Here is a 24078-nt window from a genome sequence, read left to right on the forward strand (position 1 = left end):
GCGATCAGCGGATCGAGGTGTTCGGGCGGCGGCGGTTCCGGGAACCGCATTAACCCGGAAATTCGGAGAGTTCGTGGTCGAGCGCCGCAATCACCGCTTCGGGATGGTCATCCATGAGCGACATGGGGGTGCGCTCATCCAAAAAGCTGTTCGGCGTCACGAACCAGAAGGCCAGGCTCCAGCCTTCGAGTCGTCCCTTGGCGTGCGCCAGGATCTCTTTCATGATCGGCTTGGGATGTCCCGTTTCCGGATCGAACTGAAAGGCCGGATACCACTGTTCGCCGCGGAAGTCGACGGCAAACACAAGCCCTTTGGCTTTCAGTCGATTGGCGCAAGCCGCTCGGTTTTTGGCTTCCGAGGCATTCAGATCGGCCACGTCTTCGCTGTTCAACAAGCCGGGATCACGCGCGAATTCGGCGCGCAGCCGAGCGTTTCGGATAACGTGGTGCGCCAAACTCTCCTGTGTGTAGAGTTCCGGCTTGTCTTCCAGAAACCGGAGCGTTGCATCGATAGTGTCCCAGCGCTTTTGCTCAGCCGCCTCCGGCGCCTCATCCGTCAGGCGCTGATAGAGGGCGTCACGGGCAGCCTCGTTATCGAAAAACAGGGTGAGCGGGAAAAGGGGTGATTGACTTGGCGGTTCGGATGCAGAAGGCTTCTGGGCTTTCGAAAACCGGCCGCTGTGATCTCGAACAACCCACTGGCCGCGCGCCGCCAGTGAGGGTTTGGTGCGCGGCTTGATACCGACGGCCACCACGCTCGAGAGCACCGGTCGCTCGCGCGGGGGTCTCTTTTTCGAGGGGCTGTCTTTGCAATGGGAGGTCATGGCTTTGATGATCCAAATGATCGTTAAACTATTTTAGACCATTCTCACCGGGCGTCTAGTTCCGGTAGGCCCATTCATCGAGCTTGGCGAAGCGATCGTGTTAAGCCGTATTGATGATGCCCGGCAGGAATTTGACCCGACATGCGCCAAAAAGTGTCTTCCCTTGATGATTGTCGATCAGATCCATCGACAGGCGGCTTTTCTTCAGAATTCGACTGCCGCCCAGTCTTAGGTTCAGCAACATAACCGTCATCAAGTTGTAACGGGGAAGCCTTACCCTCCGCTCGCAACATCGCATAACCCTCACCAACCGGCAGTATCGCTATTTCGACTCAACCGGTCCGCTCCCGATGATTCGCGCCCTACCGATTCGCCCATTCCGCGGCGGCTGGCCCCGATATCTCAGCCTGCCGATGCGGTTTTTGCTGCTTTACGGCAGCCTGCAGTGGCTGTACCAGGACGCTCGCGGCGGCGCGCTGGAGCGGCTTCTCATCGATACGCTCACGGTGCGGCCGAGCGCCGCCCTGATCGATTGGCTGACCCCCGGCGAACGGGTGATCGCGGAGGGGCACCGCTTGGTCTCGCCCTGGGCCCGGCTGAACGTCCTGAACGGCTGCGAAGGCACCGAAACCCTGCTGCTCCTCGTCGCCGCCTTCCTCGTTTTTCCAGCCCGCCTCCGACACAAACTCCAGGGGCTGTTAGGGGGAAGCCTGCTGATCTACACGCTCAACCAGACCCGCATCGTCGGACTCTATTACGCCCTGCGCCACGACCGGGACAGTTTTCAACTGCTCCATGGCGTTCTCGCGCCGACCCTGATCATCCTGGCGGCCAGCCTGTTCTTTCTGGTCTGGGCCAAGCAGGTCCGGTCGACGCCCGAGGCGACCACCGGGAAGGCCGGATGCGGTCCCTGATCCTGCGCTTGATCGCCGCCTATGTGGTGGTCGTGACAGGCGTTCTTTGGGGGGGCGACTCTTACGTTCGATCCATGTTCCCCGGGTACGCCGCGGTGATCGAGCGGCTGCTCCCCGAGTGGCGCATCACAAATCTCAACCTCGATCGGCTCAACCAGGAACCCGTCATCCAGGTCACCGTCCGGCTCGTCGAACCCTTGCCGGTCGGCGGTCAACGGCTGCCGCCCGGCGGCGAGATCACGGCGTCCACCCTGAAGGGGCATGCGCTCCAGCATCCGCTCGTGCTCTACCCGATCGTGCTGTCCTGGCCGGGCCCATGGCGCCGGGCCGGCCTGATCCGGCTGGGGATTTCGGTGCCGCTGCTGCTGGCGGTCGAAGGGCTCGATGTGCCGCTGGTCCTGGTGGGCAGTGTCGAGGATCTGGTGCTCGCCAATCTGGCGCCGGATCAACTGAACCATTCCTTGAGCGTCCGCTGGATGCACACCATGAACGGCGGCGGGCGTCTCGCGTTGGCCCTGGCCGCGGCGTGGGCGAGTATCGCCTTCGGCCGTTGGATGGATATCAGATACGCTTCCGGCGCTACGGTCCCGCGGGCAGTCCCGTGTCGATCAGACCGTGGCGCCGATCGTGGATAAGGAACACCCCCGTTCCGTGTCGGCTTTGACTGATTTTTCTGTAAGCCGTGGATGGCCGGCGATTTAAAAGCCGCTTCCGGACCGAGTTTCGGTGTTTGTCCGCGGTTACCCTGTCATTAATCGGTTACCGTCCTGTTATACCAGTGTCACGGAGGGCCTCTACGGTGCGCGCATCGACCGCTTCCAATACAACAACGCCCCGTGCCGATTCATTCGTATCCGATCTTGTTAGCGCGCCTGGAAACGGCCCGCGCACGCCTGCTCGAGTTTCGCGCCGGCGTGCGCACGATCGAGGCCCTTAAGGGGCCCGAGGCCGTCGCCCATTACCTCGTGGTCAATCCACAGGCGACCCGGTTGACCTTCGAATGCCCGCCCGGCGTTGAGCCCTGGCTCTTGAGCGGCGCCGAAGGCGAGGCCCTTCGGGTCCGCTTGGCGTCGTGGGCGGAGAAGATCAGGGCACGCCTCTACAAAGCCGGCCGCCGGCATGAGCCTAGCTGGCGGAACGCGGAGCTCGATACCCTCGGCTCTCGCGAAGCCTGTGAACTGGCGCTGTGGCTGACCCGCGCGGCCTGCACCACGGCCGTGGTCAACCTGATCGCGCGCCGAGAAGGCCCATGGCGCATGCGCCTGGCGCCTTTTGCCGACTGGCTGACCGCCGATGAACTATGGGCTTTGGACATGCGCCGGAAACGCTTGCATGGCGAGAGTCTTCGCCTCTCTGATGCAGCCTGTCTTCTGGGCGTGTCCTCCGATGAGCTCATGCGTGAGGTCGAGTGCGGCCGTCTGTCGGTGCTGGGCCGGACGCTCGTCTCGGACGCCGAAGGAGCGTGGCCTTGGGTCCTGGATCGCCTGGCGTTCACGCGCGGATGCCTCGTGAAAAGCGAGGCGTCGATCGGGACTTCAGGCCGGCTGATCTGGGTGGGCGACACGCGTTAGATGTTACCGTCGGCCATCCCGGTGCCCGGCACGACGAAAGCTTTTCGGGGATAAACACAGTACCCGTTTCGTGTAAGTTTTGGCGGAAAATCGTGTAAGCCTTGGATTACGGACAGTCCGAAAGCCGCGTCCCGTCTGACTTCCGATGTTTTCCGCATTTTTGCTTGTCACACGGCCGTTACCATCCTGTTACACGATGGTCACATTGGGCTTCTATGGTGCGCCCATCGACCGCTTGCAAGGAATGACAGAAACGTGAACCGTCTGATTATGAGTCTTCTCGGGCTGGGCCTCTTCGTGGCCGCGTCAGGCCAGGCGGCGCCTATCGACGAGGCCCGCCTCAAGGGGCTGGCCTGGCTGATTCAACATCAACACGGCGACGGCCGCTGGGAAAGCGTGCCGGGGCTCGAGGTCGCGGCGACCGCCGCCGCGGTCGAGGCGCTGGTCAACGCCGGCGTGACCCAGGGCGAGGCTTATGCCAAAGGCGTCGCCTGGCTCCAGAATCATCCGGCGTCCAGCACCGACACCCTGGCCCGGCAGATCATGGCGCTCTCGCGGGCCGGGCGGGATACCTCGGCCTTGGTCTCGCGCCTGATCGCCTGGCGCAACGACGCCACGAAAAGCTGGGGCGCCTACGACCACTTCAGCGGCAGTTTTCCCGACACGTCCCTGGCAATGGACGCCATCCAGGCGACCGGAACCGCGTATGCCGATGCGGGGTTCGGCATCGGCTTCATCGTCAACCGGCAAAACACGGATGGCGGCTGGCCTTATGTCAAAGGGGATATCGGTACGCCGCCCAGCAAGATCATCCCCACCGCCCATAACCTCATCACCCTCAATCGCTATAAAACCGTCTATGCGGTCCAGTCTTACATCAACAGCGGGATCGCGTGGCTGAAAGCGCAACAAAAAGCCGGGGGCGGTTTCGGCGAAGGCAGCACCGGCACGGTGTTGGAAACCGCCTTGGCGTATCGGGCGTTGGTGGCGGAATTGGGGACTAACGACGCCGCCGCCCTCAATGCCCAAACCTACTTGCTCGGCCAGCAGCAGGCCGATGGCGATTGGGGTGGCCACGATGCCTTGTTGACCAACCTGACCCTCGCCGGCCTCCCGGCCACAACCTTGGCGGACACGGACAACGACGGGTTGCCGGACGGCGTGGAAACCTCGGCCTTGCTCGGCACCAATCCCAGTGTGCCGGATGGTCGGGGGCTGGCCCAGGGGAACGGCCAGAGCGTGGTCGGGGTGAATGAACCCAGCGTGTTGCTGCAGGCGATCCTCCATCAGCCCTACGCCGCCTCGTTGACCGCCGGCGGCGGCACGCCGCCCCACACCTGGACCCTCACCGCGGGCAAGCTGCCGGACGGTCTCAATCTCAATACGGCCACCGGCCAAATCAGCGGCACGCCGACCAGCCTCGGCGCCTTCAACTTCATCTATCGCGTCGCCTCGAGCGATACCCAAGTCTACACCACGGGCCGGATCGAGGTGGTGTCGCCGGTCGCCGAGGTCTCCGATTCCGACATTCCGACCCTTCCCGAATGGGGGATGATCCTCATGGGCCTGTTGCTCATCGCGACCATGGCGCATCTGGATCGCCGGAAATCACGGGATCTCCGCTAATTCAAGGCTCAGCCGAAAGGAACCGTCCATGTCATTCGTCTCGTATCTCCGTACGAAGCCGGCGCTCGCCGGTTTGTGGCTCAGCCTCGTCGCGATGTCCTCCCTCGCCGCCGCCCCCGCGCCGCAGGACCCCGCGGCGTTACCGGACGCCGTGGTCAAGGCGCTGCTCAAAGTGCACGAACAGCCCCGGAATCCGCTCCCGGAACGCTTGCGTCAGCATCTTAAGGAAGCGACGGAGTTGCTCGCCGAGGCCGAGGCCGAGGAGGACCAGCCCGCAGCCGGCGCGGCGGACCGCCTGGAATCCAGGCAATACTTGCTGGAGGCCAAGCGCACCGAGCTCGCGGGGCTGCGCCAGGAGGTGGAAAGCCAGCTCGACGGGGTTCGGGAGCAGCTCCGAACGCTCAAATTGGCCGGCAAGGTCAAGGCGTTCGACCGGTATGCGAAACAGGTCGCCCAGCGTTTCGATCGGATCGACCGGGCCCTGGCCGGGTTTGCGGCCAGCCGGGAGCCGACGGCGCGGCGCCAGGCGTTGGCCAACGCCCAAACGGAACTGCGCGCCCTTTATCGGCGCGGGTCGACGGCCGACGTCACGCCCGACGCGGTCCCGTTTCCCACCACCCGGCTCGGGGCCGACGTCAAGTCGACGCCCGCGGCGCCCAGCCAAAAACTACCCCGCTACCTCAGCGCCTCATCATCGGCCCCCGACGCACCGGCTTACGCCTTCCTCCTGGATCTCCTCGGGAAACCCGCCGAAGCCGCGGCGCCGGCCACGCCGTCGGAAGCCGCAGCCTGCGGCTATACCGCCGCGGATCTCGCCGCGACCGACGACGTGGTCATCAGCCAGGAGATCCGCGATCTCGCCGCGCAGCTCGGCTATTCGCCGGTACGGATCTTCCAGCACGTCTACAACACCATCCGCTTCGAACCCTACTTCGGCTCCCTCAAAGGCTCGGTCGGCACCTTGTACAGCGGCGCCGGCGGCGCCACCGACCAGGCATCGCTCCTCATTGCCCTGCTGCGCGCCTCGAACATCCCGGCCCGTTATGTCCTCGGCAATGTCCAGGTCACCGACGCGTCGAATTTGGGCGCCAACGGCCGCGCGCCCCGCTGGCTCGGCGCCAAGACCTACCGGGCCGCGGCGCTCATCCTCTCGAACAATCTGAATCCGCAAGCCGCCTACCTGACCAGCAACACCGGCATCCAACTGCGCCATGTCTGGGTCGAAGCCTGCCTGCCCTACGGCAATTACCGGGGCGCGCCGTCCGACCAGACCGGCCATCGCTGGATTCCTTTGGACCCGAGCTTCAAGGACAAGACCTATCAGGCCGGTATCGCCGGCATTCAGCAGGCGGTTGCCTTCGATTACAGCGCCACCGGCTATCTGGCCGGCCGCACCCACACGCTGCCCCACGAACGCTACGAGGCGCAGGTCGAAAGCTACGTCAAAAGCCTGAATCCGGACTATACCCTGCTGGACGTGCCGTACCGGGGCGAACCGATCCCCCGCAGCTTCGACATTCTGCCGGTCACCCTGCCGTACGAGGTGGTGCAATTCGTCAACTGGGCCGGCTCGTCGTCGCCCGAGACCGCCAGCCTTCCTGCGAGCCACCGCTATCAGTTCACGCTCAAGGTGCGGGACGGCACGGGCGGCAGTCTCATGGCGGACCAGCAGGTATCGCTGCCCTCGATCGTCCACCAGCGGGTGACGCTGTCCTATACCCCGGCGGACAGCGCTTCGCAAACGATCTGGAATAGCTGGAACGGCGATCTGGCCGGTTTGCCGGCCGGATCGGTGAATCTGAAGCCGGTCCTGAAACTCGACGGCACCACCCTGGCCACGGGGTCGGGCACGCTTCCGCTGGGCACGGAGCATCGCCTGATCATGAAGGTGACCCTGGGCGACACCACCCTCCAGCAACCCGCCTGCCGCAACGACGACCCCAATAATGCCACGCCGGATCCCGACCTTCATTGCTTCAACAAGACCGTCTACGTCAATTTGAAGGCCGGCGCGCATCATGCCTTGATGGCGTATGCCCATCAGGGAGCGGACCGCCTCCTCGCCGAGCGCGCGGAACGCTTGATTCAATCCGTCCAGGGCGCGCCCGGCGCGCCGACGCCCGCCAATGCCGCCAATTACGACGCGACCGAAGGCGAACTCCTGCATATCGCGCTGTTGAAATACCTCCGTTATGTCACCGACGCGGGGCAGCGCCTGGGCGAACTTAACGGCATCAGCGGCGAAAGCGGCATTCACCTGGGGCTCACCGCGGCGGGCCTCAAGGTCGACTACCTGTTCGACCTGCCGTTCGCCGTCCATCCCTCCGGTCCCTACATCGACGTGCTGGGCAATCTCGCACATTTGGTCAAGCTCGACACCACGGCGACCGACAGCGCCACCCTCCGCGCGGAAATCTGGCCGACCTTCAAGCTCTGGGGTTACAGCGCCTCGGCTTACGAGCACGCCATCTGGCAGGAACTGATCCGGACCGATGCGGTGTCGACGGTACGGGGGCTGCAATTCGCCGGCGAGTCCGGCGGTACGAACCCGCTGGTGACGTTGACCTCCGCCAATATCGGGAGCTGGTCCAGCCTGATGGACCCCAGCATGAATCTCTATCAGGGCAGCATCACGGGTTTCGTCAACGACGGCGCCACGGTGACGGTGCCGAAGAAAACCCTCGCCTACACCGACGGCCAGCCTCAGCCCAAGACCTGGAACGGCGCGGTGTACATGGCGGAAAACCAGACCAAGGGCTATATCGCCGCCATCATCAACGGCGGCCTCGGCGGGGGCTATTCGCTGGTCAACACGAGCCCGGTGCCGGTCTCCTATCCGCGCGATTCGTTCATTCCCAGCGTGGCCCCGAGCGTCTGGCCGATCAACTCGGCGACCCTCGCCAACGGCTGGAACGCGGTCATGAGCTGGGGCGGCGATCCGGTCAACCTCGCCACCGGCAATCTGTACCACACCGAGCGGGATGTGTCCGTGGCGGGCCGCGGCTTGCCCTTGGTGTTCGAACGCGCCTACAACAGCCGGGGACCCAAGGACGGCCCCTTGGGGTTCGGCTGGACCCACAGCTTCAACCATAAGCTGAACTTCTACGGCGCCGAGGGCGGGTATGTCAGGGTCGGCTGGGTGGACGGCACCGGGGCGGAGCGGTTCTTCCGGCTTCCGGGCAGCAGCGTGCCGGCGGGCAGCGTCTTCCAGGCCGCGCCGGGGGTGTATTCGGTTCTGAAGCGCGAGGCCGACGGGTCGTGGAGTCTGACCGAGAAGAACGGCCTCCGTTACGGCTTCGAGAGCAACGCCGGAACCACCGCCGGACAGGTGGCGCGGCTCTTGACGATCAAGGACCGCAATCTCAATACCCTGACCCTTTCCTATAACACCGGCTGCGGCAATGTTCTGTGCTCGGTCAGCGACGGCCCGGGGCGGTCGCTGGCGTTCACCTACACCTCAGGGCGCATCAGCCAGGTGACGGTGAAAGCCGCGGGCGGCAGCGTGCTCGCCACCCACCGGTACGGCTACGACGGCAACGGCCATCTGACGAGCTACCAGAGCCCCTTGGGCGTAGCGGGGCAGCACGGTGCCGTGACCTACGACTACTACACCGCCGCCGACGGCCAGAATATCGATCATGCCCTGAAGACGTATACCCTGCCGGAAGGCGAAGGGATGCGCTTTGCCTATTACCTGGACGGGCGGGTGTTCCGCCATCGGCGCCACAAGCACGGCACCCTGCTGCCGGAAACCACCACCTTCCGTTACCAGGATTTCCGCCGCGAGACGGTGACGGTCAACGAGCGCGGCTACGAGCGGCGGCATACCTTCGATGCCAACGGCAACCCGGTCCGGATCGTCGACGAAACCGGCGCGGCCTACACCTACGCTTACGATGCGGCGAACCCCTTCAACCGCTTCTCGGAGACCGATCCGGCCGGGCTGACCACGCACTACCAGTACGACAGTGTCGGCAACGTCACCCGGATCACCCCGCCCTCCGGCGCCGCCACCGAGTACGCCGACTTTACCGCCTATCACGCGCCGCAGCGGATCAAGGACGCCCAAGGGAACTGGACGCTCCTCAAATACGACGCCAAGGGCAATCTCACCGACGCGGTGCGCCTCAAGACCGGCCAGGTGCCGACGGCCGGCGTCACGCCCCCGGCCTCCGCCATCGCGAGTTGGACGAAATACGCGTACGACGGGAACTTCGGCCAGCCGACCCAGACCAAAGCCCTGCGCGACTTCACCGGCGCGACGCTCGGCAGCTTCGCCGGCGGGGTCGGACCCACCCTCACCACCAGCTACGACGCCCAGACCCTCTATCCGACCCAGCTCAGCCGCTTGGGCGACAAGACCGGCGACGGCCTGATCAACGCCTCCGATCCGGCCGATACCGCGAGCCTGGCCTTCGACGGCCTGGGGCGTCAGACGCAAGGGATCGATGCCGACTGGCACCCGGTCCAGGCCGCCTACGATGCCGACGGCCGGGTCATCCAAGGAAGCGATGCGATCGGGCAGCTTCGAACTTACCGCCACGACGGCGACGGCCGGCTCATCGATGCCGAGCTGAAACTCACCCAGGCCGGAAAGACCCGGCTCTGGGATTCGGCCACCCAGGTCTACGACGACTCAGGGCGGCTCGCGCAAACCCTCGATGCCGGCGGCTACGCCACCTTGTACCGGTACGATGCGGCCGGGCACCTCACGCAGGTGACCGACCCCGATGCCTACAGCTTAAGCTTCGACTACGACCCCGTGGGCCGCTGGGTGCGCGCCTACGACAAGGCCGAGCATGCGGTTAGCCGGACGCTGGATGCCGCCGGGCGGGTGAAAACGGTCACCGACCCCAACGGCCACGCGACCACCTACAGTTACTGGAACGCGGCCGGGGACGGCCGCCTGAAACAGGTGACCCGGCCCAAGGTCGGCAGCTTCACCGCCGGGCGGATCACCCAGTTCGACTACGACGCCCTGGGCCGGGTGATCCAATTCACCGAGCAGCCCGCGGCCGGTTCGGGCGAAACCGCCCGCGATACCTTAAGGACCTACGATGCCCTGGGCCGCCTCGTCCGCGAAGCGGGTCCGGCGTATGCCGACTCGGATCCCAATTCCGCCACCTTCGGCCAGACCATCCGCCCCGTCACCCGCTGGGTCTATGATCCTCTGGGGCATCTCAAGGAAATTAAGGCCGGCCGGACCGCCGCGAACGGCGGCAGCGGCATCGACCCGGAGACCGGCGCCTCCGCCTCGGACACGGTGACCACCCAGGCGACCTACACCGTCGACGACTTCGGCCGGCGCTTGACCGAAACCGACGCCAAAGGCCACACCACCCGCTACACCTACGACCTCCACGGCAACGTCCTCACCCGGCAGACGCCCAACGGTCATACCGTGACCTACGTCTGGGCTACCGGCCATCAGCTCCTGTCGGCGACGGCGGAAGACGGGCGCCAGGTGGTCTACACCCGCAATCCCCTGGGGCAGGTCATCCGCGCCGAAACCTGGAGCGCGGTGCCGAGCCAGCTGGAAGTCGCCTACGACTATACCTATGACGCCGCGCATCGGCTCGACAGCGTCACCGACAGCCGCGGGGTCAAGACCCTGAGCTACGCCTGGAGTCCCGGCGGCCTCTTGGACAGTCTGACCGACAGCGACGGCGGAGCCACCCACACCCTCTATGATCCCGTCGGCCGCCTGATCGGCCTCTGGGCGCCCAACTTCGACACCTTCGGCCTCGCCTACGACGCCGGCGGCCGGTTGACCGAGCTGCGCTACCCGAACGGTGTCACCGAGACCCTCGCCTGGAACGCCGACGACAGCCTGCAGCGCATCAGCCACAAGAGCGGGGCGACGACGCTGGCTCAGTCGACCTACACCTACGACGGCCTCGGCCGGCGGAAGACCCTCCAGGAAACGGTCTCGGGCCTTCCGACCCTGACCACTACCTACCAATACGATCCGCTCGACCGGCTCACTCAAGTCGACAACGGCACCGCCAGCCAGAAACAGAGCTACGCCTATGACGTCTTCGGCAACCGGGTGCAACAACAGCTCGGCAACCCGGTCAGCCAGACCACCGTCTACCGCTACGACGCCGCCCAGCAGCTGACCGAAGTCCGAAGCGGCAGCCTCACCGGGACCTTGCTCGAAGCGGACCTCTACGATGAAGTCGGCCAGCTCACCCAGAAGTGCACCGGCGGCACGGTCACGCGGCCCAACGACAGCAGCTGTTCCGGGAGTCAGGTCACCCAGTACGCCTTCAACAGCTTCGATCGCCTCAGCCAGATCAGCGGCAGCACGAACGCGAGCTTCCGCTACGATGACCAAGGAAGGCGCATTCAAAAGACCGAAGGCGGCGTCGCCACGAACTACCTGTACGATGGGCAAAACCTCTACGGCGAATACCCGGCCGGCGGCTGGACCGCGCCCACCGCACTCTATGTTCAGGCCGGCCTCGATCTTCCCTTGGCCCGGCTCACCGGCAGCGTGGGGAGCCCCAGCGCCACGGCCCATTACTACCACCCGGACGGCCTCGGCTCGCTCCTGGCCCTGACCAACGCGGCCGGCAGCGTTACCGCCACCCAGCGGTTCGACGCCTTCGGGCTCAAACTCGCCGGCAGCGGTACCGTGCCCACCTACGGCTACACGGGAAGAGAGCCCGATGCGAGTGGGCTCGTCTACTACCGCGCGCGGTACTACGACCCGAGCGTTGGCCGCTTCACCCAACGCGATCCGGTGGGTTACCTGGATGGGCTCAACCGGTATGCCTATGTCGGCAACAATCCGGTCAACTTCACCGATCCCAATGGGTTGTTGGCCCGACGGGTGGCGGCGTGGCTCGATACCCAAACCGGCAACTACTTCAGCAGCGGGCAGTTTGCGGATACATTGGGTCGGACCGTGGACGCCTTCGGCGCCGCCGCGCAAGGCAACCCGCTCCTCGGCCTGTCCGCCGCGCCCGCAGTGGGCATCACTCAGGGCATCCAGGCGGGCAGTGTGCCGCAGATCGGGTTCGAGGTGGCGACGACGGAACTGCCGGGCCTCAAAGCCAGTGTGGGTCTCGTTGGCGCCATCATTAAATCCGGGAGTAAAATCGAACCGGTGGTCGAGGCGGCAAGAGGGCCACTGGCCCGAGGACGTGATGCGGAAACGAGGGTTCTGAACGAACTTGGCCTACCGAAGAACACGCAAAAGGTCGGTACGGCGGAAGGTAATGCCATCCCCGATGCTTTGACCGATACGCTTTCCATTGAAATCAAAGATGCAGCCCGTGTTAGCCGAACTACGCAAGTGCGAATTCAAACCGATGCGGCGAGGCGTGATGGCCGCGAATCGGTTTTGATCACAGGCGAGAAGACTTGCGTTAGCGGCAATTGCACCAAAGCATTTGATCAAATAATTCGTCGCCCTGATTTGGGACCGCAGTAATGATTGAATCGAGACTCGATTTTCAGACATCCGACCTGCGTTTCGTGGTTGAGGCTTTCTGCACGTTACCAATGGAGCTGAGACCAACCCACCACAGTCGTGGTGAAGATGAACCAGGAGAGCCGCTCCTAGATGTTGGTAAATTCCTTGATTCAATGGCTATAGCAAACTTGGGACCTGTACTCAAGGGATCTAATGTTGAGTATTACGTTGAGTTTTCCTATAGAAATATCGGAACAGAACGAGTTAAGAGCATATATTGCGACTGCAACTTGGATGTAGAGCCGCATCTTGCAAAGCAGTTCTTGTTGCATATGGCAGCAGCACAGCCAATCTTTGGTTATGCCTGTGCGCCAGAGGAGCGACAGCACCGGAATCGGGTGATCGTCAAGCAGGGAATTAACACTGTTGAAAGCTGGGTGGGGCGTGATCTCCAGAAGTATATTCCAGGGTTTTACTGGTTGACGCTGTTGCCTGACGCTTTAGCAGAAAAGTACAGTGTTCCAATCTCGGTGGTGGAAAATATCGCGCAGGAGCACATTGAACTTGAAGGTGGCCAGCATCTCTTCCGTTTTTATGAGCGGCCCGAGGACTGGCAATCGACGCATGAAGTTGCAGCGTTGTGCTCTTTACTTCCTGGCGTGTTCGATGTCGAAAAAATCAAGCCGCAGCTTGCGACTGCAAAAAATTACCTTGAGCTTGATTCGGCCTTGAGGGGCTGGAAGTAAATACAAATCTTTCTTAACGCGGTAAGGTGCGCTCCCCGTAGGATGCCGCCGACGACAGGAGGCGCATCGTTCGTGAACCGCCGGCACCGGGCGAGCCAAGACCGGATGGAATAGCGCCTCCAGCCTGCGTAGGATGCGGTGAGAAACGAACCGCATCGTTCGAGGGCCTTCTTCCTCGATTCGGTTTTGCTCTTTAACAACTCACCCAATCCGTGATCACCCTGATCCCTTGGGCCGGTTAACGGCCTCTGGGCGCCCAACTTCGATACCTTCGGCCTTGCCTATGACGCCGGCGGCCGGCTGACCGAGCTGCGCTACCCGAACGGCGTCACCGAGACCCTCGCCTGGAACGCCGACGACAGCTTAAGCCGCATCAGTCACAAAAACGTGGCGGCGACCCTCGTCCAGAGCGTTTACACCTACGATGGCCTCGGCCGGCGGAAGACCCTCCAGGAGACGGTCTCGGGCCTGCCGACCCTGACCTATACCTACCAATACGATCCGCTCGACCGGCTCACTCAGGTCGACAACGGCACCGCGAGCCAAAGGCAAGTCTACGCCTACGATTGGGCGGGCAACCGCGTCCAAAAGCAGCTCGGCAACCCGGTGAGCCAGACCTGGGCGTACAAGCAGGATGCGGCGAACCAGCTGACCGAGGTCCGCAACGGCAGCCTCACCGGCCCGCTGCTCGAAGCGGACCTCTACGATGAAGTCGGCCAGCTCACCCAGAAGTGCACCGGCGGCACGGTCACGCGGCCCAACGACAGCAGCTATTCCGGGAGTCAGGTCACCCAGTACGCCTTCAACAGCTTTGATCGCCTCAGCCAGATCAGCGGCAGCACGAACGCGAGCTTCCGCTACGATGACCAAGGAAGGCGCATTCAGAAGACCGAAGGCGGCGCCGTTACGAACTATCTGTACGATGGTCCCAACCTTTACGGCGAATACCCGGCCGGCGGCTGGACGACGCCCACCGCGCTTTACGTCCAGGCGGGGCTCGATGCGCCCCTGGCGAGGCTCACCGGCAGCGTGGGGAGCCCCAGCGCCACCGCCCATTACTACCACCCGGACGGCCTCGGCTCCGTCCTGGCCCTGACCAACGCGGCCGGCAGCGTTACCGCCACCCAGCGGTTCGACGCCTTCGGGCTCAAACTCGCCGGCAGCGGTACCGTGCCCACCTACGGCTACACGGGAAGAGAGCCCGATGCGAGTGGGCTCGTCTACTACCGCGCGCGGTACTACGACCCGAGCGTTGGCCGCTTCACCCAACGCGACCCCGTGGGCTACCTCGATGGGCTCAACCGGTATGCCTATGTGGGCAACAATCCGGTCAACTTCACCGATCCGCAGGGCCTGACGGCGCAAGGGCCGTTGGGTGTCCAGTTCGCGTCGCAGACCGCCAGTTATTACAGTGGCGGTCAGGGCGTGCTGGACCCAGCAGGCAGCGGGTACGGCGGATACGGGTACGGACCCGTACCGTTTGCCAACACAAATTGGCCGAGTGGCCCGCCCGTGAGCTTGGCCGGCGGCATCCGTCAAACCGCCAATCCCTTTCTCGGCAGTACGTTTACCGGCGAACGCTACCACGTGGCGGTGAATACCGTCACGCCCGGCTGCCCGCCCGGCGTGGGCGGGTGCTTCAGTGAAGGTGGTGGCAACGGCGGTTTTGGGGGTATTGGCGGAAGTGGCTCGGCCAGAGCGCTTTCCGGCCGGGCCGCGGAGGGCGCGGTATCGAATAGTCTTGGCATTCCGCGCAATGCCGGTCCTGGTCGGGAGACGATTCCCGGCAGTGGTCCCGGCGGTTATCGGGTGCCCGACTTCCCGCCCAGTGTTACGATTCAGCAGCGCGGATCGATCATCGAGGTGAAGGATAGACAAAATCTGTCGATCACGCCGCAGCTGCAGGACTTAGCCGAGTATGCGAGAAGAAATGACCTTATTATTGAGCTTTACACCAATGCGCGGCTTCCTCAAAGCGGTCGGTTGCACGACTTAATTGAGGAAGGTGTGATTGTGACAGCACCAATCCCAAAGTAGAGATGAGTGACAGAAGTACGGCCGATCGGCAAATCAACGTTAAATTCGCCTTTGGCGAGTCCTTCCTCAACAACGATACGCTGGATCGTTTTCAGCGTTTGCTCATGGAAAATGCACCCAAGTGGACTGTTGGTTTGCACATCTGGCGTTACCGCGAATCCAAGGCGCCCTTGGATCTGACCAGTGCATCGGCGCTTCGGGATGAGGTGATCAGCAGAGGGTTGAATCATGGGCCGTATTATGAAGCGTTGGTCAAGCGCTTTGGTCCGCCTAAGGATGACCGCCCTTGTGGTGGAGAGGAATTGCGAGGCGCTTCTAAGTCGCTGATTCTCATACTTAACTTTGACCAATACATTTTGAAACGAACGGGTGATATCCGCAATTGGGGCAATACCATCACGATGCAATTCTTGACGAGCCAATTCGAGGGGCAGGCAACGAAGGAATGGATCGATGTCTTCTTTGCGCGGGCCTGCGAGGAACTTGCGCCTTGGCATGCGCATGCGTCCACCTCCAGCGAATGGGCGGCCAACAACCTGGCGTTCAATACACCCGACGGGGCGCGGGTGCGGGCGGTCGGCATTGATAAAACGAAGTATCTGCCAGGTTTATATTGGCAAAACTATTTCGGCGGACCGTACGTGGACTTCATCGGCCGGCAACGGCTGCTGTCGGCGCCTGCGTGCCGGGTGCAAGAGATCGGGGGTGGCGTTTTGGTCAAGGTGTTTGAAGACCCGTACTCGTGGGCGAGTCCGGAGAGCAGTGATTTGAAACGACGGGTATTAGCGCACCTCGGCGAGGAATTCTTCTTTATCAAGGAGGCTGGCCCAAGAACGACACGCGCGCCGGATTTCTCCTTTCTGGGCGACAAACTGGCGATTTAGAACCGCTCGCCCTTCGTTGTCAGGCGAAGTGGTAGAACGAAATGTTCAACAACGAATGTTTTCAATAAACAGGGACTTTCCCAATGCCCATTTCACCGGTACTTCGAAATCCGCAGATTGCCCTTGTGGTGATATCACTCGTCTTGACGCCCCAAGTTGACGCGACGGTGCCGGATGTCAAGGCTTACAGCTCCGTTCCGGGAGAGTTGCCGCGATCCGACATCGATCTCCCGCCTTTGCCGTCGGCTTTGTCGGTGGACAATCCCTTTGCGCCGCAATTTTTCATCACCCAGCCGGACCCTGAGAAGGCGAGTCCTTTGGAGCAATTGAAAGCGCGCGCCGAGGCGGGCGATGCCGAAGCCATGTTAGCCATGTATCTGATTCTCTGGCACGGAGAGGGTGTTCCTACAGATCGAAATAGCGCTTTGGCATGGCTGCAAAAGGCCGTCGATGCGGGTTACCCGCAAGCATTGACTGAACAAGCCGGGCATTATCTGTCAGGGGCTGGATTGCTCAAGGACCCGGCCAAGGCCGCAAAACTTTACGAGCAAGCGGCCGAGAAAGACCATGTACCCGCTTTAAGGTTATTGGGTTATCTCCATTGGTTTGGGGTGGGGGTACCCAAAAACCAGGAAAAGGCCCGACACCTGTTGACAAAGGCAGCGGCACGCAACGACCCGTTCGGCCAGTATTGGTTGGCTTTGGTTTTGGATGCGAAAGGCGAACAGAAGAAAGCAGTGCGGTGGCTGCTCAAGGCGGCCGAAAACGGCGTGCCCGATGCGCAGTACCGCATGGCGCTGGCCGATCTGCAAGGCTTCGGGGTGGAGCGCAATCCTCAACAAGGGCTGCACTGGTGCGAACAGGCCGCGCGTCAAGGTCATGCCTACGCTCAAGTCTTGTTGGGCTCACTCTATGAGTCCGGCGTTTCGGTGACGCGCAACGAGCGCTTGGCTGAGGAGTGGTACCGAAAAGCGGCGTCGGTGTTGGAACCCATCGCGAACGGCGGTGATCCAAGGGCCCAGTTCCAACTCGCCGTACTCTACCGCGAAGGCAAGGGGGTCCCTAAGGACTTAGGAAAGATGAAGACCTGGCTGGACAAAGCCGCGGCCCAAGGGCATCAGGTGGCCCAGTTTGACTTGGCGACAGCCTACCTTCGCGGCGACGGTGTGGCGAAAGACCCGAATGAAGCCTTGCGCCTTTGGCGTGAGTTGGCGGAAGGAGGACAGCTTGAGGCCAAGGTGCGCTTAGGTCTCTTGCTGGCACAAGGCACTGACGTCCCGAAGAATGTCGACGAGGCCAAGCGATGGCTATTGGATGCCGGCGACGCCGGCAATCCGGACGTCACGGCGGAGGTCGGTTCGATGTTCCATTCCGGGACCGGACTGCCTCAGGATTACGCCCAAGCGCTCCGCCTTTATCGCAAGGCCGCCGAGCAGGGGCATACGACGGCCATGAATAATCTGGGGGTGATGTACAAGAAGGGCGAAGGGGTGCCCCCGGATTTCGTCGAGGCGGTGCGCTGGTATCGGCGGTCGGCGGAAAAGGGGGACAGGGAAGGACAGTTGAATCTTGGCCACGCGTATTTGAAGGGGGAAGGCGTCAAGCAGGATATCGCCTTGGCCGTTGAATGGACCCAAAAATCCGCCAATCAAGGGTTTGCTCCGGCGGAAACGAATATGGGAAATTTTTACGCTAGCGGCATGGGCGTACGGCAGAGCTCCCCCGAGGCGATGAAATGGTTTCGCAAGGCGGCCGATCAAGGTTACGCCGATGCGCAGGTCATGCTGGCTTTAGGAATGTTCCAAGGGGGGCGGGCGAACGCCACCGCAGCGCAACAAGCCATGGGCTTATTGCGTCGGGCGGCCGATCAAGGCTACCCGAAAGCCTACCATGTCATCGCCATGATTTACCGCGAGGGTGCGGCAGGCATCTCCAAGAGTTTGCCGGACGCTGTTAAATGGTTTCAGAAAGCGGCCGATCTGAAATTTCCCGAGGCGCTGTTGGAATTGGGCGGAATGAACGAAATCGGTTTAGGGGTCAGACAGGATTTGGGTCAAGCCGCCCGCTATTATCGGGAAGCGGCTGAACTTGGGCATGCCCAAAGCCAATACCGGTTATCGATTCTGTTGTTTAACGGGAAAGGCATGATCCAAAATCCTCAGGAGGGGTTTGTTTGGTTAAGAAAGGCTGCGGAACAAGGGTTTCCGGCGGCGCAAAGGGAGATGGGAAATACCTATCTCTACGGGACTGGCGGGGTCGCCAAAAACACGGCCGAAGCGACAAAGTGGTTCCACAAATTATCCGAAAGCGGTCAGGCGGATGGCGATTTCGGGATGGGGCTGATCTTCTTCGAGGAAGGAAAGCAGGAGGCCGCGAAATACCAGGAGGCCGCCAAGTGGATACGACGCGCAGCAGAGAAGAACCATGCCCATGCGCAAAACTACCTTGCCGTCATGTATGCCAACGGCTTGGGCCTCGAACGCGATCAAACGAAAGCCATCGCCTGGTTTCGAAAAGCAGCGGAACAAAACGAGGTCGCTGCCGAATATAGTCTTGGGCACATTCACGAACTCGGGTTGGGAGTTCCGGTTGATCGCAAAACAGCATTGGCGTGGTATCGGAAATCCGCAAGCCACGGGTATCAGCCGGCTGCCAACAAGGTCAGAATGCTGGAATCACAGCCACAATAGGGACAGGCTGGCGTGGGTTAACCCGGAGTGTTGCTTTAATCCTGTGTCACAGCGAATCCGCCTCGTCGGCAGCCCGAGCGCCACGGCGAGCTACTACCACGTGGACGGCCTCGGCTCATAGTGCCGGGCCCGGTACTATGACCCGACTGTTGGCCGCTTTACCGCCTGAGCTTACTCCCAACGGTCCCACAAGAAGCGGCGCCCGGCTTAATCTTTAGCGTCCACTTTTCCCGGCCGACCGCATATGGGCTCCTGCTTACCCGGATGGAACAAGCTGTGATCCGAGATGATATCCGTTCGACATAGGTGAGGGCCACGAGATAAACATCCAGCCGGCGGTCCCGGCCCTGATGCTAGTGTGCCAGGCACTCTGGCCAGATTTGTCGCCAATCCGCGCTTAAAGCGCCTGTGACGCCTTTCACCACATAGGGCACCCCAATCCGTTTCGGGGCGCTCGCCCGGCGCTTGAGGCAACGCTCGACCACCCGGCAGGCTTCCGCTTCATCCTGGACCATCACGACTTGGGTGCGACCCTTGGTGCCCACCCGCCCGTAGGTCGTCTCGACCATCCACGTGCCGAAGAGATCCTGTCCAACCGCCAACTGATACGCGCGTCGGATATTCCTGACCGGATCGCTGGCTTCCAGCCAAATGGAAAAGGTGATCATGGCATCGCTTTCTTAACCAAGGCTCCGCAGTATACGGGGCCGTAGCCGCACGCGTTAAGCGGAAAATGCAACCCTCCGTTCCACCTTGGGATGATTTCGGGATGAAGTGGCCTCCCTCTGCCGCGGTGGTAATACATCACAGCTTTTGTAGGCCGAACACGGTAGCGTCATGACGAGGCGCCAAGGGTTTAAGCCGCTTGGCCTTTGATCCGTCTATCGTCAACACGGAGAGTTAATTTGATGACAATCTTCGAGCCGCTGCCGCCCGCGGATAGCTTTCCCAAATTCCTGCTGATGGGGTTGGCGGTGTCCGCCACGACTTGGCTGGCTATCTGTCTGTTCGTGACGTTCATCCTGGTGCCCGATGACGTACGAAGCACGGTGCTCCATGGGACCTCGGCTAAGTGGCCTACGGTCGTTAATGCGACGGGCATCGATAATCCGGCTAGAGCGGCGCTGCCGCTGTGAATCGAATGGACTCCCGAGTGGCGCACGTCAGGTGCGATAGTGCCGGGTACGATCGGGGCGCATCGCCCCTCAAATGCAACTTTCCGTTCCACCCGCGCTTGACTTTAGGGGAAGGTAACCGATCGTTCCACAGTGGGTTGATCGCTAACCGGTGTTTGGTCATCCCATCGGGTTCAGTCGATGACAACCCGCAATAAGTGCGGATACTGATTCGCCACCAAGTATGGCTTTGCCAAAATGGCCTCGCCAACCACTACACGGACGAATCGCCCCGATCCATTCGGGGCTTTTTATGCCCACCACTTAGAGGCCGGCATGGTCAGTGCCCAACCTCAATTCAAAAGGAAAAACATGAATAAGGAGCATTCATGGCCTGGTGGGACTGGCTGTTTGCCGCGGTGATGGTGATCGGGATGATCGAATTCGGCGTGCTGATCTGGGCGGTTTACTTTAGACACCGCAAACCTCCGCGAAAATAAGGCTAGACATCGACCCCGCTCATTGGGACAGCCACTCAATCGAAGCAGGACCAGCATCCTGCCTTACATTCCGAGTTTGTCATGTTGCATTACCCGAGCCTTCAAGAACGGCAAATCCGTTCGGATTCCGGGCGATCTCGCCTATGAACGCGCGGACATCGATCTGGAAATCGAACGGGTGGAGGATGAAATCCGTATTCGGCCCGCCCGTCGGTCGCTCGCTCGCGTGTTAGCCAAGTTCGCCCGGTTTTCTTCGGATTTCATGGCCGAGGGCCGGGGTGACCAGGAGCAAGCGGACCGGGATTCCATTTTTATGAGGCGCTAATAACCCGTTTCCTCAGCCATGGCTCAAGATGAGCCATATCGAACGTGCTGGTTTCGAACATCCGCATCATATCGGCATAAAGGTCCATCGGTGCACCATTGATCCGATGACCGTTGATGCGAAGAAAGACATCGGTGGCGGCAAAGGCGATCCGCTTGTTGCCGTCAAGAAAGGGGTGATTGATCGCCAGGCTTTCCAAAAGCGCGGCCGCTTCGGCGACAATGTCGGCATAGTAGCCGGTCTGCGGACGAAACAAGGCCGCTTCGAGCGCTCCAGGATCACGGATGCCGGACACGCCGCCGTAGCGTTGCATCAACACCGAGTGCATCGCCAGCACATCGGCAACGGTCAGGTAATCCCGTTCCGTCACTTTGCAAGTTCTTTATATAGGCTATCGAACTCACTCAGGCTTTGCGCGAAAGCATCTAATACGTGGCGGCGGGGGCGTCCCTTTTCCTTGCGCTCGATGTATTCCCTCAAGGCTTCATCAAGCACGGCCTGGAACTGTCGGCCCTCGGACTCGGCAATGCGTCGCAGTGCGGCCAGGACTTCCGGGGCGGCTTGCGATGAGAATTTTTCACGAATTGCGGCGGCCATGAAATCTTTTCGTCATGATGCGTCTGGAAGGATCATGATACGCTGACTAGATTGAAGGCTCTAGCGTATCCGTAGCCTCCTTTGTTACTTGAACGGGATGACCTTCTCGATTGGTCTTCAATCGGGTGAACTGGTTGCCGTGGCAAGACTCAATGCCAACTAGGGTGAAGGACTTTGCAAAGTATCCCGGCGTTGTCACCGAAAATGGGCGGGCGGTTTTAGAAGAACACCGAAGCTCGACGCTCGATGGACGGGTGATTCATTCATGAATACGCACGGGGGACAAGGCAGGGTATGACCGCGCTGTCGTGGAGTGGAGGCGCCAAGCGCAGCGTTGGACAACAACGCAGTCACCTTTAGTGTAGACCGGGTTTTGGGAAAGGCAAGGCGACGCTCGCCAACTGAATTCGTGCGGTTCACACGTTGAAACACGCTAAAATGAGTCAACCCGTTTGGGATGAGCGACATTCAACCGAAACAGCCCCCGAAAAACGATGACCCCTGAAGCAGAACAACGGGCCCTCGATTTGAATCCGGCCTTCAAAACCTATTGTGAATCGCTTTATGCCTCATAGGTCAAGGAGAACCCACCACCAAAGCCTTTGGCCTTCAATCCGAACTGGATGTTCGATCGTTGCGAGGCGTTGGCCGAGAAATGGGATCAGTACATTAAGCCCCTCGCCGAAGCGTGGTGGGCCGAGCGGGGTTATCGTTTGCCCTGGCCCAGCGCCACACCGAACCTTGTTCGGTGGATGTGCTGGACGGGCCTTCACCGAACTAGCGGCAACCTGCATGGCCTCGATTTTTAGCTTCACCTGTTCCTGTTGCGGGCAAGTTCATGAAGGCTCGCCGAGCTTTGCCTTTCGGGCACCGGATCCTTTTCTTGAACAACCGTCCGAAGTCCAGGCCGCCGGTGAATTGACCAGCGATTTGTGCTGGTATGATGACGAAGACGGGCGGCATTTCTTCATTCGGGTCTGCCTCGAAATTCCAATTGTCGGCATCCATCAGCCTTTTCTCTGGGGCGTCTGGGTGTCCGTAAGCGAGAAGAGCTTCGCTCGCTATGTAGAAACCTATGAGGCACCCGACCTCGGCGACCGCTATTTCGGTTGGTTTTGCAATTATTTGCCGTACTACCCCAACACCTATGGGTTGAAGACGATGGCGCGCCCGCGCGCCGGCAACCAGCGGCCGTCCATCGTTCCGGAGGAATCCGACCATCCCTTGTCGGTCGACTTCCACCAGGGGATTACGATCGAACGGGCTCAGGCGATCGCCGAAGCGGCCATGCACCGCGTGCAAGGCGGTTTGGATGAAAAGCGCCATTAGGCGTTTCGTCGATGGATAACCCGACGCGCCCTTTCCAGTCTATGTTGCGCTGTTTATGATTCGTGAACGATCACAATCAACGAGCAGCGAATAGCCCATGGAAAGCACGAAACGATTACCCACTCCATTCTTCGGTACTAGGCCGCCCACGCCATTGCAATCTTTGGCTGACAAAAAAATAAACCAACGCTGACAAGCGATTTGCAGGCGCTTCATCGACAATATGTCACGCAAAGGTGACGGATGCGTGACCTCCGATGACATCATCGGGATGCGGCTGCCCATAGCCCGTCGCGTAGCGGATGCGTATGAAAACAACCGGCCCATTGAGTGGGTCGTCATGAGGAATGGAAGAGAGGAATCAGATGTCGAATGTAGCGTTAAAGCTATTGGTGGGAATCGTCGGACTGGCGGCCGGCGAGAGTTACGCCTTCGTGGTCGATGGCGGCATGGAAATCACGGCCAGGCAAACTTACGTAATTGGCGCGGGCAGCAGCGTCACATATACCCCGCCCCTCGGTTTGGTCGTTTCCGGTCCATCCAGCGATGAGCCGTCGCAACCACAAACCTATACACTGACAGGGCGATTCGACATTGAGTTCTATCGCTATTGGTGGCGGTCCGAAATTTCTATGGATGGCGGTACGCTCGAAGACACGACGGAACAATTCTGGGCACAGCTGATAAGCACCGAGCTTTATGGCGCCGAAAGCGGAGTTCGATCTACCCCGTTTTTCTCTTCAGGTCATCGGCGACACCTTGTACGGCAATTCTGGTCCCTGTTTCGGGCCTATGCCGCCCAATACCTATTGCACGGGCTTCTCGACGGGCCTTCCGAGTGAGTTGACGGGGATTTTTCAAGGGCAGGCCCTTCAGCTGGATGGCCTCACGCCCGCCGGGCTCTTCTGGGGAGCAGGGTACAGTTATCATATCAACGCTGTCGCAGCCGTTCCTCTGCCTTCCACCCTGGCCTTATTGGTGAGCGGTGTCGCTGGCCTGCTTGGTTGGAGGAGACGCACGGCGTAGTCGTTCCGGCCGCTAGCACGACGGGCGCCGCCGGCAACGGATCCCAAACGGGCAGTGTATTCCACCATGGCTGTTACTGTGGCCAGCCAGAGGTATTGCTAATCAGCTGCCATCCCGGTCCGCTGAGCCCACGCGAGGTCTCGCGGATGGATTCGATGGCTGCCCTTGCCGGGGGGGTTATCCGTTTCCGGCACGCTATATCTCTTCGAAACATGGGGCCGATGATTCGTTTTTGAAACACTTGCGAACACTTATCCACTGCCTAGTCTTGATGGTGTGACGACATGTCGGCTTTGGCTGACATCGTGTCAATAAGTCATTGATTCATCGTTATGTAATACATGAATCTCGAAAAATCAAGTACATGGTACAAAAATGACCCGAAGGGTTACGGTTGATCAGAACGTAATCAGCTGAACAAGAAGCCTGATACGATGGGAGACGGCCCGGTTTATCCCCGCACTTATCCACAGGG

General features: G+C 61.1%; 19 protein-coding genes. 14 read left to right on the forward strand and 5 right to left on the reverse strand.

The window, feature by feature from the left end; translation table 11 throughout:
• Positions 1-49: 49 nt before the first annotated feature.
• Entirely contained in the window at positions 50-823 is a 774-nt protein-coding gene (locus ACR2TX_RS13525) for a hypothetical protein (protein WP_139841015.1), read from the reverse strand.
• 100 nt (positions 824-923) lie between these two features.
• A complete protein-coding gene (locus tag ACR2TX_RS13530) occupies positions 924-1067 on the reverse strand; it encodes a hypothetical protein (RefSeq protein ID WP_156882015.1) in 144 nt (47 codons plus the stop codon).
• Between the two features lie 106 nt (positions 1068-1173).
• Between ACR2TX_RS13530 and ACR2TX_RS13535 the strand changes: the two genes are divergently transcribed.
• The 9 genes from ACR2TX_RS13535 to ACR2TX_RS13575 all read left to right on the forward strand — a co-directional run bounded on the left by ACR2TX_RS13535 (position 1174) and on the right by ACR2TX_RS13575 (position 18711).
• Positions 1174-1737, forward strand: a complete 564-nt coding sequence (locus ACR2TX_RS13535) for an archaeosortase/exosortase family protein (RefSeq protein ID WP_086133424.1) — start codon at positions 1174-1176, stop codon at positions 1735-1737.
• Positions 1725-2372 carry a hypothetical protein gene (locus ACR2TX_RS13540; protein ID WP_156882056.1) on the forward strand — a complete coding sequence of 216 codons (648 nt, stop codon included), beginning with the start codon at positions 1725-1727 and terminating at the stop codon, positions 2370-2372. The genes ACR2TX_RS13535 and ACR2TX_RS13540 overlap by 13 nt, the downstream gene beginning before the upstream one ends.
• Positions 2373-2573: 201 nt before the next feature.
• Positions 2574-3308, forward strand: a complete 735-nt coding sequence (locus ACR2TX_RS13545) for a hypothetical protein (protein WP_434129814.1) — start codon at positions 2574-2576, stop codon at positions 3306-3308.
• Between the two features lie 255 nt (positions 3309-3563).
• Complete coding sequence (locus tag ACR2TX_RS13550; protein ID WP_434129816.1) at positions 3564-4934, forward strand: IPTL-CTERM sorting domain-containing protein; 1371 nt, start codon at positions 3564-3566, stop codon at positions 4932-4934.
• Positions 4935-4962: 28 nt separating this feature from the next.
• Positions 4963-12372 carry an RHS repeat-associated core domain-containing protein gene (locus ACR2TX_RS13555; RefSeq protein WP_434129818.1) on the forward strand — a complete coding sequence of 2470 codons (7410 nt, stop codon included), beginning with the start codon at positions 4963-4965 and terminating at the stop codon, positions 12370-12372.
• On the forward strand, positions 12372-13100 hold the full coding sequence (locus tag ACR2TX_RS13560) for a hypothetical protein (RefSeq protein ID WP_086134660.1): 729 nt from the start codon (positions 12372-12374) through the stop codon (positions 13098-13100). Before ACR2TX_RS13555 ends, ACR2TX_RS13560 begins: the two co-directional genes overlap by 1 nt.
• Positions 13101-13487: 387 nt before the next feature.
• Positions 13488-15137: an RHS repeat-associated core domain-containing protein gene (locus ACR2TX_RS13565; protein ID WP_240507036.1), complete on the forward strand. Its 1650-nt coding sequence runs from the start codon at positions 13488-13490 to the stop codon at positions 15135-15137.
• A gap of 2 nt (positions 15138-15139) precedes the next feature.
• On the forward strand, positions 15140-16021 hold the full coding sequence (locus ACR2TX_RS13570; RefSeq protein ID WP_086134658.1) for a hypothetical protein: 882 nt from the start codon (positions 15140-15142) through the stop codon (positions 16019-16021).
• A 125-nt stretch (positions 16022-16146) separates the two neighbouring features.
• Positions 16147-18711, forward strand: a complete 2565-nt coding sequence (locus ACR2TX_RS13575) for an SEL1-like repeat protein (RefSeq protein WP_168183849.1) — start codon at positions 16147-16149, stop codon at positions 18709-18711.
• A gap of 353 nt (positions 18712-19064) precedes the next feature.
• Here ACR2TX_RS13575 and ACR2TX_RS13580 read toward each other — a convergent pair whose 3' ends face one another.
• The gene (locus ACR2TX_RS13580) at positions 19065-19379 is read right to left on the reverse strand and encodes a WGR domain-containing protein (RefSeq protein ID WP_086134656.1); all 315 of its coding nucleotides are present in this window, start codon (positions 19377-19379) and stop codon (positions 19065-19067) included.
• Positions 19380-19616: 237 nt separating this feature from the next.
• On the opposite strand from ACR2TX_RS13580, the gene ACR2TX_RS13585 reads away from it, so the two are divergent.
• Together ACR2TX_RS13585 and ACR2TX_RS13590 are read left to right on the forward strand one after the other, a co-directional pair.
• Positions 19617-19847 (forward strand): hypothetical protein, encoded by a 231-nt coding sequence (locus ACR2TX_RS13585; protein ID WP_139841106.1) that lies wholly within the window; start codon positions 19617-19619, stop codon positions 19845-19847.
• 555 nt (positions 19848-20402) lie between these two features.
• Positions 20403-20651 carry an AbrB family transcriptional regulator gene (locus ACR2TX_RS13590; RefSeq protein WP_156881871.1) on the forward strand — a complete coding sequence of 83 codons (249 nt, stop codon included), beginning with the start codon at positions 20403-20405 and terminating at the stop codon, positions 20649-20651.
• On the opposite strand, the gene ACR2TX_RS13595 is transcribed toward ACR2TX_RS13590, so the two are convergent.
• Both ACR2TX_RS13595 and ACR2TX_RS13600 read right to left on the reverse strand, forming a co-directional pair.
• Positions 20638-21021: a type II toxin-antitoxin system death-on-curing family toxin gene (locus ACR2TX_RS13595; protein WP_086134654.1), complete on the reverse strand. Its 384-nt coding sequence runs from the start codon at positions 21019-21021 to the stop codon at positions 20638-20640. The genes ACR2TX_RS13590 and ACR2TX_RS13595 overlap by 14 nt on opposite strands.
• Positions 21018-21248 (reverse strand): hypothetical protein, encoded by a 231-nt coding sequence (locus ACR2TX_RS13600; RefSeq protein WP_086134653.1) that lies wholly within the window; start codon positions 21246-21248, stop codon positions 21018-21020. The genes ACR2TX_RS13595 and ACR2TX_RS13600 overlap by 4 nt, the downstream gene beginning before the upstream one ends.
• A 792-nt stretch (positions 21249-22040) precedes the next feature.
• Between ACR2TX_RS13600 and ACR2TX_RS13605 the strand changes: the two genes are divergently transcribed.
• From ACR2TX_RS13605 to ACR2TX_RS13615, 3 genes are all read left to right on the forward strand, one after another.
• The gene (locus ACR2TX_RS13605; RefSeq protein ID WP_086134651.1) at positions 22041-22577 is read left to right on the forward strand and encodes a DUF2199 domain-containing protein; all 537 of its coding nucleotides are present in this window, start codon (positions 22041-22043) and stop codon (positions 22575-22577) included.
• A gap of 365 nt (positions 22578-22942) precedes the next feature.
• The gene (locus ACR2TX_RS13610; protein ID WP_168183848.1) at positions 22943-23419 is read left to right on the forward strand and encodes a hypothetical protein; all 477 of its coding nucleotides are present in this window, start codon (positions 22943-22945) and stop codon (positions 23417-23419) included.
• Positions 23370-23603, forward strand: coding sequence for a PEP-CTERM sorting domain-containing protein (locus tag ACR2TX_RS13615; protein WP_434132471.1), 234 nt, complete (start codon positions 23370-23372; stop codon positions 23601-23603). Before ACR2TX_RS13610 ends, ACR2TX_RS13615 begins: the two co-directional genes overlap by 50 nt.
• Positions 23604-24078: the final 475 nt, after the last annotated feature.

The organism is Methylocaldum sp. GT1BB, from assembly GCF_051027545.1.
In the GTDB taxonomy this organism is placed as follows: Bacteria; Pseudomonadota; Gammaproteobacteria; order Methylococcales; family Methylococcaceae; genus Methylocaldum.